Source organism: Kosakonia sp. 1610 (assembly GCF_050435845.1).
In the GTDB taxonomy this organism is placed as follows: Bacteria; Pseudomonadota; Gammaproteobacteria; order Enterobacterales; family Enterobacteriaceae; genus Kosakonia; species Kosakonia cowanii.
This window is the reverse complement of record NZ_JBNDKZ010000001.1, coordinates 77,521-91,367: the sequence shown is the minus strand read 5'-3', so window position 1 is coordinate 91,367 and position 13,847 is coordinate 77,521. Positions and strand designations below refer to the sequence as shown.

The following is a 13,847-nucleotide window of genomic DNA, read 5'->3' as shown; positions in this document are numbered from 1 at the left end:
TGGGTAGGCCATGAAAAACGTCATACTGAGTATGCTAATTAAAATGTCCAGGATGGATGCGCAGATGAAAGAGCTGACCGCCCAGATTGAGGCGCAGTCGCTTATCGTTGCCGCCCTGACGCTGACCGTCGGCAAAGGCGGCGGGTTGGATGAAATGGTGGCGAGCATTAATAAGTCGATCAACTCTGTGCTGGAGACGCCCGACGCCGCGCTGCAATCCGACGCCGAGTTGCTGCTGGTGAAATTTCATGAGCAGGTCGAATTAACGCGCGCCGTCAGCAAAGAGTCGGACGAGACGCCCGCGGTGGTCACAGGTGATGACCTGACAGCCGATCGGCCAGAGCAGAGCTAATCTGCCGCTTTTTACTCAGCGTTAATCCACGCCTGATTCTGTATCACCACCCGGTAGCCATCGGCATCGGCAAAGGTGCGCCCGTTACGATCCCAGTAGGGGTTAAACGACGCCACCGGAATAAAACCGGCATCCAGCATCGTTGCGCAGGCCGCCTCCCACTCCGCTTTGTCGGGGTAGTAGAGCACCAGCAAATCCTCGTCCGTCTGTGAAGGCTGCACCGGATGATGATGGCAGAGGGTTAATTCCATATGCCAGCCCAATCCTTCCCGGCCTAGCATCACGCCGCTAAAACCGTCATGATCGCTGAAGTCCGCAATACGCTTCAGCCCTAATCCTTTGCTGTACTGCTGATAAGCCTGCTCAAGGTTGGTCACCGGCCTGGCAATTCGCATATGAGTAAACATTCCGCGCTCCTGTCATCGCGTTGATTAATTGCCTTTAGCCTACACAGAATTTGCGGGTGGATTTGTCGGTATGAGCCTGCCGATGGCAGCCAAATAAAAAAGCCCGCCATATGGCGAGCTTCGGCATCCGTTCAACTCAAATTACTCTTCTGCCAGCATCTTCTCTAACCGCGCACGCACGTTATCATCCGGCTCCGCGTGGAAGGCGGTTTCCAGCATGCCATGCAGCTCTGCCGGAAGCTGCTCTTCCGGCCAGCCCTCCAGCGCATTGAGCGCCATCAGGCGGTTACGCACCACCGGGCTGCGCAGGCCGGTTTTAATCAGCGACCAGCCCATACCGGGAAAACGGTTGAGATCCTGGAGGATAAAATCGAGCGCGCCGTGCTGGCGATACTCAGCGCCAAGGCCCATCAGCGTATCTGGTCCACTGGCAATCGCCGCAAGATCGAGCTGCTGTTCAGCGAGTTGCAGAATGCGCTCCATGCGCTGCGGGCTTTCGGTCTGCATCAGCTCATACCAGTTCGCTTCATTGGGCACCGTTTGCTGGCGGGCAAAAACCTGCTCCCAGGTATCGATGCCTAACAGCTTCGCTGCGCGCAGAGCGAGGTAAAAATCGCCGTTATCGCAGGCGGTGAGATCCTGCTGCACGCGCGTCAGCCACTTCTCCTGCGCGACAATCGCCTCTACATCATCCGCAATATGCTGGCGGATCTCATCGCTCCAGCCTTCCGCCTGCAGCGTCTCCCAGTTATTATCTTCATCACCGGCAAACGCGCCGATGGCGCTGGTGTTGAGCAAGTTGCGCAGATCGTCGTTTTGACTGCGGCGCAGCAGTGTGAGGTAGCGATGGCAAGCCTGCGCGCCCTCCGGGTAGTCATGGATATCGCGCGCCGGTCCGCCAGCAATCAGCGCCGCAAGGATGTCCCCCGCGCCAGTCAGCACGCAATCATCCACTGCGTCGACCGAAAGCGCCGCCAGCAAGCGCCCTTTGGTGGCGCAGTCCCACGCGGTGTACTCCTCCATCACTGAATTGGCGTAGCCCTCGCGCAGCAGCCATTCTCGGGTGGCGGGCGAGACCTCATCCGGCAGGCGTTCGATAAGCTGAATACGCCCCCAGCCAGTTACGCGTTTCGCCAGCGCCGTCAGCGTTGCGTCAAATGCCTCTTCCGGCAGCATATTGCGCAGGGCGACGGCGGTAAAGAGGGTAAACTCCTCATGCAGCCCAAGCGTGGTCACCAGCGCACGGTTTTCGTCGGAAGGGAAAAAGGCCAGCAGCGCAATGGCGCATTTGACCGGGTTGCGATCCGGGCTGTTGGTCGCCAGCCAGACCATCAGGTCGTGAACCTGTTGCGGCGAGAGCGACGGCGCTTCCGGCAGTTTGTCGGTCAAAATATCGATGTAATCAAGCGGCGGGCGCGCTTTCAGCAACGCATAGAAGGTGTTCATATTAGCCGGAGAGGGTTTGCGCAGCACGGCGCTTAATGCGCTGATAATCTCATCGGCTGCCTCTTCTGCGTCTGCGCCGCCGCCGTGATGACCAAACGCGCCGTCCATGCCGCCCGCCACCCAGCGCAACTCGCCCTCAAGGGTATCTTCATCCGGCAGGGTTTGCGCCTGCTCCGGCAACGGCGCGCTGCCGTCTGCATAAGGGGAGAGAAAGTGGTAGATGCTCTGCCTGTCCCCCGGCCAGGGAAGCGGGAAAGGTGCGTCCTGCTCTGCAGCCCCTTGTTTACCGAGGATTTTTGCTAACCATCGCTGCATACTCATATTCCTTGTATTGAATTCCTGATGTTTGCCGGATGCGCAAAACGCCGACCTTTACGCCTGTTTATAGCTGATTATGCCTCCGCCGCACAGAGTCGCCCCCCTGATCAAGTAGGTGATCGTACCTTTCAGAGCAGTAACAATCCCTCTACAACGAGATAAATCTAAGGGCAACGCGTGCGCTATGAATGCAATGAAGTGCTGAACGATCTGGTGAACTACTTTCTGCTTGCCGATATCCGCCTGCTGAAAAAGTTCAAAGATGACAACGAGCTCGCTGACGACCTGGCAACGGAGTTTACCCGTAATGAGAGCGGCGATAAGGCGGTGCTCGAAGGTGTGCTGATCCCGATGACGGGCGTTGAAAACTACCCCTACACCATTATTTTCACCCTGCCGCCCGAGACGCCGGAGTTGCTGAAAGCGGAAAATAATCTCCAGCACCGCCGCCCAGGTTACACGCTGCGCGTCGAGCATGGGCAGGTGCAGCTCTTTACCTGGCGCATTCTCGACGACTTCAACGATAAAAGTATCAGCGCGTTATTGCAGCGCTATGAAGCGCCGAACCGCCCGCATATCGCGCTCGAAAACGGCACTTACTCGGTGGAGATCCTTGCGGGTGAAGTGTTCCGTGAGGATGACTATCAGCCAGCATTTGAGTTTGTGCTGGAGAAAAACGACGATGCGAAGCCCGCAGCCGACCTTGATATCAACTATCTTTTTAGCGTCGACAGCCAGAGCTATTAATTGAGAGCGCCCAACAATGATTAATGAGAGCGATAACCGCCCGCTTCCGCCGCTGGTTTGGCCGGAGTTTACCGATCAGCACGCCCGCCTTGCCTGGTGGCGCGACTGTGTGCACGCCTGGCGCGATCAGTGGGATAATCCTGCTCCTTCCACGCCCGCCAGCGACGCGGAGATTGCTGCACTTGAGCAGCGCATCGGCTGCCCGCTGCCGCCGGTGCTGCGCACCTATCATCAGCAGATTGGTGAACTAAACCTCGCCGAAACGCTGTGCAGCGTGACGCCTGCGCAATACGCCGCCATCGAACCACTGCTGGCGGCCTATCCTGGCATTAGCGACATTCTTGAAGATGTGCCGCAGGATGACCCGCAGTGGGAGCTGGTTAATAACCTGATCGCCTTTGGCGACTATCTCGGCAACGGTAATTTGTGGTGCTTTCACCGCGAAACCGGCGAAGTGTGGTATTTCGACCACGACACCTCACCGATGCTGACGCAGATATTCCGCGATGCCGGGCAGTATCTCGACGCGCTGATGTTCAAATGCCTGCTCGAAGCCCACGGCGAGGAGGAGAATGAGGAACTGCTGCGCGAACGGCTCGGGGATGAGGTGGTGGAGAAGTGGATGTATTAATGGAAGCGGCCTCGTATTAGCTGGAAATAATTCTGTACAGATTACAGGCAGCTCCCTAAAATTCCCCACAGATAATGCAGCCTTTGGGGATATGGGAGGAAGTATGGAAATCAATGTGATTACGCTGATGAAAGCAATCATCGGTGGTGCAGGTTTAGGATTTGCCCTTCCCGGCGGCTTGTCATTTCTGATTCCAGCTTTCACCGTTACGGCAGGTATCGCATACAGCTTTGCTTTAGCAGGTGCGGTAGCGCTCCCTGCGCTCTATGCTGCAAGGAAGTCTGCTCACTAAAATGCACTTTCTTGACTGGCTTGCACCACAGAATACACAGGAGTTAACCCGATTTTATTTCATCCTGTGTACAGGTTACCTCGCAGTACATCTCATCTGGGATGCCCTATGCAAAGAGACTCCACCCTTCTCGCTTGATAAACTCCAGTTCAAAATGAATGAGGTTTATTCATCCTCAACCTTTGCAACCAGCGCTTTTTTTATTGTTATCCTGTTTGATATTAAAAACCCGCTCAGAACATCCGACGCCTTTATTTTCCCGTTAATCATTGCCGCATTAACAGGGTTTATGATTTCGCTATCTGCAATCGCTCCTAAAAAAGTCAAAATAGAGTAAGCCCGCTATTACAGGCTTCTTTAAATTCGCGAATCCTGAATATGAAGTGCTCCACTAATATAAGTCTTATAGCGCCAAATATAAAAAACCCACTGTAAAAACAGTGGGTTAAATTTAATTCAGATCTCTGAGAAACTCAGAAAAAGCTATCCGATCATTCCCACTCAATCGTAGCTGGCGGCTTCCCGCTGATGTCATATACGACACGGGAAATACCGTTCACTTCGTTGATAATGCGGTTGGAGACGCGGCCCAGGAAGTCATACGGCAGGTGCGCCCAGTGGGCGGTCATAAAGTCGATGGTTTCGACCGCGCGCAGGGAGACAACCCAGTCATACTTACGGCCATCGCCCATCACGCCGACGGAACGCACTGGCAGGAAGACGGTGAACGCCTGGCTCACTTTGTTGTAGAGATCGGCTTTGCGCAACTCTTCAATAAATATATGGTCCGCGCGGCGCAGCAGGTCGCAGTACTCTTTCTTCACTTCGCCGAGGACGCGAACGCCGAGGCCCGGGCCCGGGAACGGATGGCGGAACAGCATGTCGTACGGCAGGCCAAGTTCGAGGCCGATTTTGCGCACTTCATCTTTGAACAGCTCTTTCAGCGGCTCAACCAGACCCATCTTCATCTCTTTCGGCAGGCCGCCAACGTTATGGTGAGACTTAATAACGTGCGCTTTACCGGTCGCAGAGGCTGCGGACTCAATCACGTCCGGGTAGATAGTGCCCTGAGCCAGCCACTTCACATCCTGCAGCTTCAGCGCTTCTTCATCGAATACTTCCACAAACACGCGGCCGATGATTTTACGCTTCGCTTCCGGATCGTTCTCGCCCGCCAGCGCGCCGAGGAAGCGCTCTTCTGCCGGAACGTGAACAATGTTCAGACCAAAGTGGTCGCCGAACATATCCAGCACCTGCTCTGCTTCGTTCAGGCGCAGCAGGCCGTTATCGACGAAGACGCAGGTCAGGTTTTTGCCAATCGCGCGGTGCAGCAGCATCGCGGTGACGGAGGAGTCCACGCCGCCGGAAAGGCCGAGGATCACTTTATCGTTGCCAACCTGCTGGCGGATGCGCTCAACAGCGTCATCAATGATTTTTGCCGGTGTCCACAGTGCTTCGCACTCGCAGATATCGCGCACAAAGCGCTCCAGCATACGCAGCCCCTGGCGGGTGTGCGTCACTTCCGGGTGGAACTGCACGCCGTAGAAACGCTTCTCTTCGTTAGCCATAATGGCGAACGGGCAGGTTTCAGTGCTGGCAACGGTGACAAAGCCGGACGGGATCGCCGTCACTTTATCGCCGTGGCTCATCCACACGTCCAGCAGCGCTTTGCCGTCTGCAGTCAGGGCATCTTCAATCCCACGGATCAGCGCGCTTTCGGTCTGCACTTCAACCTGCGCGTAACCAAATTCACGCTCGTTAGAGCCTTCAACGTGGCCGCCAAGCTGCATCGCCATGGTCTGCATGCCGTAGCAGACGCCGAGCACCGGCACACCGGCGTCGAAAACGTACTGCGGCGCGCGCGGGCTGTTCTCTTCGGTGGTGCTTTCCGGGCCGCCGGAGAGGATGATGCCGCTTGGGTTGAAGTCGCGGATCTGCGCTTCAGTGACATCCCACGCCCACAGTTCGCAGTAGACGCCGAGTTCACGCACGCGGCGTGCGACTAACTGAGTGTATTGCGAGCCAAAGTCGAGGATAAGAATGCGATGTTTATGAATATTGTCCGTCATTGACGTTAGTTCCGAGGCAAAGAGCGAGATTGAAAAGTCAACGCCCGGCAAAAACCGGGCGCGAATTGCATTAAGAACCCATGCGGTAGTTCGGGGATTCCTTGGTGATGGTCACGTCGTGAACGTGGCTCTCCTGGATGCCCGCGCCGCTGATGCGCACGAACTCCGCTTTGGTGCGCAGGGCGTCGATGGTACCACAGCCGGTCAGACCCATACAGGAACGCAGGCCGCCCATCTGCTGGTGAATGATCTCTTTCAGACGGCCTTTGTACGCTACGCGGCCTTCGATACCTTCCGGCACCAGTTTGTCGGCGGCGTTATCGGTCTGGAAGTAGCGGTCGGAGGAGCCTTTGGACATCGCGCCCAGCGAGCCCATCCCGCGGTAGGATTTGTAAGAGCGGCCCTGGTAGAGTTCGATTTCGCCCGGGGACTCTTCGGTGCCTGCCAGCATAGAACCGACCATCACCGCGCTTGCGCCAGCGGCGATCGCTTTCGCGATATCGCCAGAGAAGCGGATGCCGCCATCGGCGATAACCGGGATGTCCATCCCTTCCAGCGCTTCAACCGCGTCGGATACGGCAGTGATCTGCGGAACACCGACACCGGTCACAATACGGGTAGTACAAATAGAGCCAGGGCCGATACCCACTTTCACCGCGCTAACACCGGCTTCAGCCAACGCGCGAGCGCCTGCGCCGGTCGCAACGTTACCGCCGATGATTTGCAGATCCGGGTATTTGGCGCGCGTTTCGCGAATACGCTGCAACACGCCTTCAGAGTGGCCATGGGAGGAGTCAATCAGCAGTACGTCAACACCGGCGGCAACCAGCGCATCAACGCGCTCTTCGTTGCCCGCGCCCGCGCCGACCGCTGCGCCAACGCGCAGACGACCCTGCTCATCTTTACAGGCGTTCGGTTTACGTTCTGCTTTCTGGAAATCTTTCACGGTGATCATGCCGAGCAGGTGGAAGCTGTCGTCCACTACCAGCGCTTTTTCGACGCGCTTTTCGTGCATTTTAGCGAAGACGACTTCGCGCGCTTCACCTTCACGTACCGTTACCAGGCGCTCTTTCGGCGTCATATAAACGCTGACTGGCTGGTTGAGGTCGGTAACAAAACGCACGTCACGACCGGTGATGATGCCAACCAGTTCGTTCTCTTCGTTAACAACCGGGTAGCCGGCGAAGCCGTTGCGCTCGGTCAGCTCTTTCACTTCGCGAAGAGTAGTAGTCGGCAGCACGGTCTGCGGCTCTTTTACCACACCAGACTCATGTTTCTTCACGCGGCGGACTTCATCTGCCTGGCGCTCGATAGACATGTTTTTGTGAATAAAGCCAATGCCGCCTTCCTGTGCGAGGGCAATCGCCAGACGCGCTTCCGTTACGGTGTCCATTGCCGCAGAGAGCATAGGAATGTTCAGGCGAATGGTTTTCGTCAGCTGAGTGCTTAAATCGGCGGTATTCGGCAGAACAGTGGAGTGGGCGGGAACGAGGAGGACGTCGTCAAACGTCAAAGCTTCTTTAGCGATACGTAGCATGGGCAATATCTCTGACCTGGGTGGTTAAATATTGCCGTGGCATTATACAGAGCGTAACCGATTGCATCTACACTTTTTTGGAAAAATACTTGTAATCGGGTGGCATCAGGCTACTATCGACCGAATAACTTGCTGATTTAGAATTTGATCTGGCTCACATGTCCTCATTGCAAACTCCCTCCATTTATACTGTCAGCCGCCTTAACCAGACGGTGCGATCGCTACTGGAACGCGAGCTGGGCCAGGTGTGGATCAGCGGCGAAATCTCCAACTTTACCCAGCCCGCTTCCGGTCACTGGTACTTCACCTTAAAAGATGACACCGCCCAGGTGCGCTGTGCGATGTTCCGCAACAGCAACCGCCGCGTCACCTTCCGCCCGCAGCATGGGCAGCAGGTGCTGGTGCGCGCCAACATCACGATGTATGAGCCGCGCGGTGAATACCAAATCATCGTTGAGAGTATGCAACCGGCGGGTGAAGGGCTGTTACAGCAGAAGTATGAGCAGCTAAAAGCAAAGCTGGCAGCGGAAGGGCTGTTCGATCAGCAGTTTAAACACCCCCTGCCCTCACCGGCGCACTGCGTTGGGGTGATCACCTCAAAAACCGGCGCCGCGCTGCACGATATTTTGCATGTGCTGAAACGCCGCGATCCGTCGCTCCCCGTGGTGATCTACCCGACCGCCGTACAGGGCGAAGACGCACCGGCGCAAATCGTGCGCGCCATTGCCCTTGCTAACAGCCGTGACGAATGTGATGTGCTGATTGTCGGGCGCGGCGGTGGTTCGCTGGAAGATCTCTGGAGTTTCAACGACGAACGCGTCGCGCGCGCCATTTTTGCCAGCCGTATTCCAATTGTCAGCGCTGTCGGCCATGAGACGGATGTCACCATCGCCGATTTCGTCGCCGACCTGCGCGCGCCAACCCCTTCGGCGGCGGCGGAGATTGTCAGCCGTAACCAGCTTGAACTGCTGCGCCAGGTGCAGGCGATGCAGCAGCGTCTGGAGATGGGGATGGATTACTATCTGGCAGGTCGCAACCGCCGCTTTGCCCAGCTTCATCACCGACTGCAACAGCAGCACCCGCAGCTGCGCCTCGCGCGTCAGCAGACGGTGCTTGACCGCTTGCAGCAGCGCATGCACAACGCGCTGGATACGCAGCTTAAGCGCGCGAATACGCGCCAGCAGCGCGTAGTGCAACGGCTTAATCATCACAATCCGCAGCCACGCATTCACCGGGCGCAAACGCGGGTGCAGCAGCTTGAGTATCGTCTGAGCCAGTCGATTCGCGATCGTCTTGGCAGCACGCGCGAACGTTTCGGCACCGCCCTCACCCATCTGGAAGCCGTCAGCCCGCTGGCGACACTGGCGCGCGGCTACAGCGTTACGACCGCCACCGACGGGAAAGTGCTGAAACAGACTAAGCAGGTGAAAGCGGGCGATACGCTCACCACTCGCCTGAATGATGGCTGGGTCGAGAGCGAGGTGCGCATTGTCACACCGGTGAAACAACCGAGAAAACGAAAAACCCCGTAGTTAAAACTCTTAATGCGGTGAGGCGACCTATACTTTTGTTGTTCTTTTGATTTTATCAAGGAGATCAACATGACCACTCGCTTCCCGCACACCGTTATTCCCCCCTACATTCTCCGTCGCATCATTGACCAGGGCTCTGAGGTTCAGAAGCGCTGTGCCAAACAAACCCTGATGCATGTCCAGACGCTAATGGCGCACAGCCACGGTAAACCGAGCGCTCCGCAGGCGAACTCGCCGGGCGAACTGGTGCGCGATATCTACGATGCGCAGCACAAAGAGAGCCTGCCGGGTAAGCAGGTGCGTTATGAAGGGCAGCCTTCCAATGGCGATGTCGCCGTCGATGAAGCCTATGACTATCTTGGCGTCACCCATGACTTTTTCTGGAAAGAGTGGAAACGTAACTCGCTGGATAACAAGGGCCTGGTGCTGAGCGGCACGGTGCATTACGGCCAGGAGTACCAGAACGCCTTCTGGAACGGTCAGCAGATGGTGTTTGGCGATGGCGACGGTGAAATCTTTAACCGTTTTACTATCGCCATTGATGTGGTGGCGCATGAGCTAAGCCACGGCGTCACCGAGTCGGAAGCGGCGCTGATCTACTTTGAACAATCGGGCGCGCTGAACGAATCCCTGTCCGATGTCTTCGGCTCGCTGGTCAAGCAGTACCACCTCAAACAGACCGCAGAGCAGGCAGACTGGATTATCGGCGAAGGGCTGTTAGCCGAAGGGATCAACGGCAAAGGGCTGCGCTCGATGTCCGAGCCGGGCACCGCCTACAACGATCCGCTGCTCGGCAAGGATCCGCAGCCCGCGCACATGAAGGACTTTATTAAAACCCGCGAAGATAACGGCGGCGTGCACCTTAACTCCGGTATCCCGAACCGCGCCTTTTATCTCGCCGCCACGGAAATTGGTGGTTATGCGTGGGAAAAAGCGGGCTACGCCTGGTACGATACGGTCTGCGATCGCCAGCTGGCGCAAAACGCCGATTTTGCCGCCTTCGCAAAACTGACCATTCATCACGGCGAAAAACGTTCCGGTAAAGCGGTGGCAGCGGCCATCGAACAGGCGTGGAAAGATGTCGGAGTCTTATGATGAACGAACCCGAACTGACCGACGATGCGGTTGTCGAGCTGGCCCGTGAAGGCGGCGTGGCTTATATCCCGATGCTCGCCGGGCGAAGGCGGATTGTTATCGCCCAGTTGACCGACGAGCAGCGTCAGCGGCTGATCGAGATCCTGCACCAGGCGTTACCGCTGGCGCAGCCTCCCGGTCAGGCTGACTCACCGGGGCGCGGCGACCAGCGCTTTTATCGCCTGCAGATCACCTGGACCACGCGGCAGACGGATATGCTGCTGCTGATCCCGGAGAGCAAAGCGCCGCCGTCGTTCGTTGAGCTGTGGCGCGAAGGCGAAGGCTGTATCTGCAAGCCTTAGCGCAGGGTGAATTCGACTCGTTTTTTGGAAATCAGCCCGTGGCCGTGCTGGCAGAAGTAGTCCACCGCGCCACAGGCTTTTAACACCTCAAGCGGCTGGTGACACTCCGGGCAGGCGGCGTTCACCTCCATATCTTTATCGCACGTGGCGCAGTGCGCCATGGTTCCGGCGAGTTCCAGCTCACCGTGGCAAGTCGGGCAGTTCAGTTGCATCACGCACTCCTCACAATCGCTTAAGATTGACCTAATGATACACACCCTCAGAAACAAAACACCCGCCAGCGGCGGGTGAAGTGAACGGTTACTTACCTTTCTTGAGGTGCTTAATCAGGCGCTTACGCTTACGTAACTGGTTCGGCGTCAGGGTGTTGCGCTTGTCAGCAAACGGGTTCTCGCCCTCTTTGAACTGGATACGAATCGGGGTACCCATCACTTCCAGCGATTTGCGGAAGTAGTTCATCAGATAGCGCTTGTAAGAGTCCGGCAGATCTTTCACCTGGTTGCCGTGGATCACCACAATCGGCGGGTTATAACCACCGGCGTGGGCGTATTTCAGCTTCACGCGACGGCCACGCACCAGCGGCGGCTGGTGATCTTCTGCCGCCATGTTCATGATGCGGGTCAGCAGCGCAGTGCTAACGCGGCGGGTAGAGCTGTCATAGGCTTCACGTACGGATTCGAACAGGTTACCGACGCCGCTGCCGTGCAGGGCAGAGATAAAGTGCACGCGCGCAAAGTCGATAAAGCCGAGGCGGTAATCAAGCGTCTCTTTCACCTGCTCTCTCACTTCCTGGCTCAGGCCGTCCCACTTGTTGACGACAATCACCAGCGAGCGACCGCTGTTGAGGATAAAGCCCAGCAGCGAGAGATCTTGATCGGAGATGCCTTCACGGGCATCAATCACCAGCATCACCACGTTGGCGTCTTCAATCGCCTGCAACGTTTTGATAACCGAGAACTTCTCGACCACGTCGGTGATTTTGCCGCGCTTACGCACGCCCGCAGTGTCGATGAGGACATATTCGCGCTCATCGCGCTGCATCGGAATGTAGATGCTGTCGCGGGTGGTGCCTGGCATGTCGTACACCACAACGCGGTCTTCACCGAGAATGCGGTTAGTGAGCGTTGACTTACCGACGTTCGGACGCCCGACAATGGCCAGCTTAATCGGCAGATCCTGCGGGTTGAAATCGTCTTCCGGCTCTTCGGCTTCACCGTTAGCCGCAGCTTCAAACTTCGCCCAGTACTCGGCCTCTTCATCCACCTCTTCCGGCGGGTTCAGCTCATCCATCCACGGCATCAGCACATGCTCAAGCAGGCTGGTGACGCCGCGTCCGTGTGAGGCGGCAATGGCGTGAATATCGCCAAGACCGAGTGAGTAGAAGTCAGAGACCGCCTGATCCGGGTCGAGGCCATCAGTTTTGTTGGCGACGAGGAAGGTGGCTTTCTCGCGCGAGCGCAGATGCTTGGCGATAGCGATATCGGCCGGCATCAGCCCGGCGCGGGCATCGACCATAAACAGCACGACGTCCGCTTCTTCAATCGCCAACAGCGACTGCTCCGCCATGCGCGTCTCAACGCCATCTTCGGTGCCATCGATACCGCCGGTATCGATACAGATAAATTCGCGGCCTTCTACTTCAGCACGACCGTACTTACGGTCACGAGTCAGACCCGGAAAATCCGCTACAAGCGCATCACGGGTGCGAGTAAGACGGTTGAATAGCGTGGATTTCCCAACGTTAGGGCGCCCGACAAGCGCGACCACAGGTACCATGTTTAAAGCCTCATTGCAGAAAATTCATTAGCAAAACGTCACGATTTACGCGGCGTTTTAAAAACAGGAAAACGGCTCCTGCAACAGGAGCCGTCTTTCAGATACGACACTCTCAGCGCGCTTAGCGCGTGAGGGCGTACAGCGTGCCGTCTTTCGCCTGGATAAGCAGTTTGCCGCCAGCCACAACCGGCTCGGTCAGGAAGCCGGAACTATCGACTTTCTGCTGGGCAACAAAACGACCATCTTCGACGTTAATCCAGTGGAGATAGCCTTCGCTATCGCCGGTCACAATATAACCATTATAGAGCGCCGGAGAGGTCAGGTTGCGGTGCAGCAGATCGCTCTGCGTCCACAGCGTTACGCCGCCATCGGTGCTCAGGGCCAGCACGCGATCGTTCTGATCGATGATGTAGATACGGTTGCCATCAATCACAAAATCGCTTACCGAGCCAAGATCGCGTTTCCACATGATCTGGCCGCTGCGCAGATCCAGCGCCGTCATATTACCGTTATACGCCAGCGCGTAAACCACACCATTTACCACTACCGGCGTAGTATCGACGTCGCTCAGGCGATCGATTTCGGTCGGGCCATTCGCCTGGGAGATGCGCTGCTGCCAGATCAACTGGCCCTGCTGCATCAGCACGGCGCTGACGCGTCCGTTATCACCGCCGACAATGGCAGCGCCAAACGCGGTGGTTGGCGCAGATTCACCGCGCAGGGAGAGCGACGGCATATCGAGGTTAACGGTCCATTTCACCGCACCATCCGCTTCGTTCAGCGCCTGCAGCTGACCGTTGCTGGTGTGAATCAGCACCAGACCATCGCTGACTACCGGGCGAGAGAGGGCTTCACCCACCACGCCGGTTTTCCAGGCAACGGAACCATCGCTGGCATTAAGCGCATACACCTGCGCCTGCTCGGTACCGATGTAGACTTTACCGCCGGAAACGGTCACACCGCCGGAGAGCAGCGCGGCGCGGGTGGAGAACCAGCCATCTTTCTCAGCAAGGTTTACCGACCAGATTTCACGGCCATCATCAATGCTGAGCGCTTTCACCACGCCATGACGATCGGCGGCGTAAACCACGCCATCGGCAAAGGCCGGGTGCAGGGTGGAGTAGTACTTGCCGATACCGTTACCGACGGAAGTGCTCCACGACGTTGTCGGCGTGAACTGGTTTTCAACCACCGGCAGCGGCGACATTTTGACAACATCTTCTTCGCTGTTGAAGAGGGAACAGCCGCTCAATAACGTGACGGAAAGCAGCCCTGGCAGTAGTAATTTACGCAATTGCATCGGG

15 protein-coding genes are annotated in these 13,847 nt (G+C 56.9%); 8 read left to right on the top strand and 7 right to left on the bottom strand.

What is annotated here, in order from left to right; all coding sequences use genetic code 11:
• Positions 1-10 precede the first annotated feature (10 nt).
• Positions 11-352 carry an anti-adapter protein IraP gene (iraP, locus tag ABIC80_RS00410; RefSeq protein ID WP_042716380.1) on the top strand — a complete coding sequence of 114 codons (342 nt, stop codon included), beginning with the start codon at positions 11-13 and terminating at the stop codon, positions 350-352.
• A gap of 11 nt (positions 353-363) precedes the next feature.
• Here the strand turns inward: iraP and ABIC80_RS00405 are convergent, their stop codons facing one another.
• Entirely contained in the window at positions 364-759 is a 396-nt protein-coding gene (locus ABIC80_RS00405; RefSeq protein ID WP_429174953.1) for a VOC family protein, read from the bottom strand.
• A gap of 141 nt (positions 760-900) precedes the next feature.
• Positions 901-2,520 carry a hypothetical protein gene (locus ABIC80_RS00400; protein WP_429174952.1) on the bottom strand — a complete coding sequence of 540 codons (1,620 nt, stop codon included), beginning with the start codon at positions 2,518-2,520 and terminating at the stop codon, positions 901-903.
• 180 nt (positions 2,521-2,700) lie between these two features.
• On the opposite strand from ABIC80_RS00400, the gene ABIC80_RS00395 reads away from it, so the two are divergent.
• The 4 genes from ABIC80_RS00395 (at position 2,701) to ABIC80_RS00380 (ending at position 4,530) form a co-directional block, all read left to right on the top strand.
• Positions 2,701-3,270, top strand: coding sequence for a hypothetical protein (locus ABIC80_RS00395; RefSeq protein WP_320511486.1), 570 nt, complete (start codon positions 2,701-2,703; stop codon positions 3,268-3,270).
• Positions 3,271-3,286: 16 nt separating this feature from the next.
• The gene (locus ABIC80_RS00390; protein WP_429174950.1) at positions 3,287-3,901 is read left to right on the top strand and encodes an SMI1/KNR4 family protein; all 615 of its coding nucleotides are present in this window, start codon (positions 3,287-3,289) and stop codon (positions 3,899-3,901) included.
• Between the two features lie 103 nt (positions 3,902-4,004).
• Positions 4,005-4,193 (top strand): hypothetical protein, encoded by a 189-nt coding sequence (locus ABIC80_RS00385; protein WP_023481154.1) that lies wholly within the window; start codon positions 4,005-4,007, stop codon positions 4,191-4,193.
• Between the two features lies 1 nt (position 4,194).
• Positions 4,195-4,530, top strand: a complete 336-nt coding sequence (locus tag ABIC80_RS00380; protein WP_429174949.1) for a hypothetical protein — start codon at positions 4,195-4,197, stop codon at positions 4,528-4,530.
• Between the two features lie 154 nt (positions 4,531-4,684).
• Here the strand turns inward: ABIC80_RS00380 and guaA are convergent, their stop codons facing one another.
• Both guaA and guaB read right to left on the bottom strand, forming a co-directional pair.
• On the bottom strand, positions 4,685-6,262 hold the full coding sequence (gene guaA / locus ABIC80_RS00375) for a glutamine-hydrolyzing GMP synthase (protein ID WP_042716372.1): 1,578 nt from the start codon (positions 6,260-6,262) through the stop codon (positions 4,685-4,687).
• 70 nt (positions 6,263-6,332) lie between these two features.
• On the bottom strand, positions 6,333-7,799 hold the full coding sequence (gene guaB, locus ABIC80_RS00370; protein ID WP_023481215.1) for an IMP dehydrogenase: 1,467 nt from the start codon (positions 7,797-7,799) through the stop codon (positions 6,333-6,335).
• Between the two features lie 158 nt (positions 7,800-7,957).
• On the opposite strand from guaB, the gene xseA reads away from it, so the two are divergent.
• The 3 genes from xseA (at position 7,958) to ABIC80_RS00355 (ending at position 10,767) form a co-directional block, all read left to right on the top strand.
• On the top strand, positions 7,958-9,331 hold the full coding sequence (gene xseA, locus ABIC80_RS00365; RefSeq protein WP_094421553.1) for an exodeoxyribonuclease VII large subunit: 1,374 nt from the start codon (positions 7,958-7,960) through the stop codon (positions 9,329-9,331).
• 69 nt (positions 9,332-9,400) lie between these two features.
• On the top strand, positions 9,401-10,426 hold the full coding sequence (locus ABIC80_RS00360) for a M4 family metallopeptidase (RefSeq protein WP_094421555.1): 1,026 nt from the start codon (positions 9,401-9,403) through the stop codon (positions 10,424-10,426).
• Positions 10,426-10,767 carry a protealysin inhibitor emfourin gene (locus ABIC80_RS00355; RefSeq protein ID WP_042713916.1) on the top strand — a complete coding sequence of 114 codons (342 nt, stop codon included), beginning with the start codon at positions 10,426-10,428 and terminating at the stop codon, positions 10,765-10,767. The genes ABIC80_RS00360 and ABIC80_RS00355 overlap by 1 nt, the downstream gene beginning before the upstream one ends.
• Here the strand turns inward: ABIC80_RS00355 and ABIC80_RS00350 are convergent.
• The 3 genes from ABIC80_RS00350 to bamB all read right to left on the bottom strand — a co-directional run bounded on the left by ABIC80_RS00350 (position 10,764) and on the right by bamB (position 13,843).
• Positions 10,764-10,979, bottom strand: a complete 216-nt coding sequence (locus ABIC80_RS00350) for a zinc ribbon domain-containing protein (RefSeq protein WP_076768816.1) — start codon at positions 10,977-10,979, stop codon at positions 10,764-10,766. The genes ABIC80_RS00355 and ABIC80_RS00350 overlap by 4 nt on opposite strands.
• A gap of 88 nt (positions 10,980-11,067) precedes the next feature.
• Positions 11,068-12,543 (bottom strand): ribosome biogenesis GTPase Der, encoded by a 1,476-nt coding sequence (gene der / locus ABIC80_RS00345; protein ID WP_042713912.1) that lies wholly within the window; start codon positions 12,541-12,543, stop codon positions 11,068-11,070.
• Between the two features lie 121 nt (positions 12,544-12,664).
• Positions 12,665-13,843: an outer membrane protein assembly factor BamB gene (bamB, locus tag ABIC80_RS00340; RefSeq protein ID WP_042713913.1), complete on the bottom strand. Its 1,179-nt coding sequence runs from the start codon at positions 13,841-13,843 to the stop codon at positions 12,665-12,667.
• Positions 13,844-13,847 lie beyond the last annotated feature (4 nt).

Excerpts from the sequence above, each read along its gene's own strand:
- iraP (WP_042716380.1), top strand. The coding sequence starts at position 11 with ATGAAAAACGTCATACTGAGTATGCTAATTAAAATGTCCAGGATGGAT.
- ABIC80_RS00405 (WP_429174953.1), bottom strand. The coding sequence starts at position 759 with ATGTTTACTCATATGCGAATTGCCAGGCCGGTGACCAACCTTGAGCAG.
- ABIC80_RS00400 (WP_429174952.1), bottom strand. The coding sequence starts at position 2,520 with ATGCAGCGATGGTTAGCAAAAATCCTCGGTAAACAAGGGGCTGCAGAG.
- ABIC80_RS00390 (WP_429174950.1), top strand. The coding sequence starts at position 3,287 with ATGATTAATGAGAGCGATAACCGCCCGCTTCCGCCGCTGGTTTGGCCG.
- ABIC80_RS00385 (WP_023481154.1), top strand. The coding sequence starts at position 4,005 with ATGGAAATCAATGTGATTACGCTGATGAAAGCAATCATCGGTGGTGCA.
- ABIC80_RS00380 (WP_429174949.1), top strand. The coding sequence starts at position 4,195 with ATGCACTTTCTTGACTGGCTTGCACCACAGAATACACAGGAGTTAACC.
- guaA (WP_042716372.1), bottom strand. The coding sequence starts at position 6,262 with ATGACGGACAATATTCATAAACATCGCATTCTTATCCTCGACTTTGGC.
- guaB (WP_023481215.1), bottom strand. The coding sequence starts at position 7,799 with ATGCTACGTATCGCTAAAGAAGCTTTGACGTTTGACGACGTCCTCCTC.
- xseA (WP_094421553.1), top strand. The coding sequence starts at position 7,958 with ATGTCCTCATTGCAAACTCCCTCCATTTATACTGTCAGCCGCCTTAAC.
- ABIC80_RS00360 (WP_094421555.1), top strand. The coding sequence starts at position 9,401 with ATGACCACTCGCTTCCCGCACACCGTTATTCCCCCCTACATTCTCCGT.
- ABIC80_RS00355 (WP_042713916.1), top strand. The coding sequence starts at position 10,426 with ATGAACGAACCCGAACTGACCGACGATGCGGTTGTCGAGCTGGCCCGT.
- ABIC80_RS00350 (WP_076768816.1), bottom strand. The coding sequence starts at position 10,979 with ATGCAACTGAACTGCCCGACTTGCCACGGTGAGCTGGAACTCGCCGGA.
- der (WP_042713912.1), bottom strand. The coding sequence starts at position 12,543 with ATGGTACCTGTGGTCGCGCTTGTCGGGCGCCCTAACGTTGGGAAATCC.
- bamB (WP_042713913.1), bottom strand. The coding sequence starts at position 13,843 with ATGCAATTGCGTAAATTACTACTGCCAGGGCTGCTTTCCGTCACGTTA.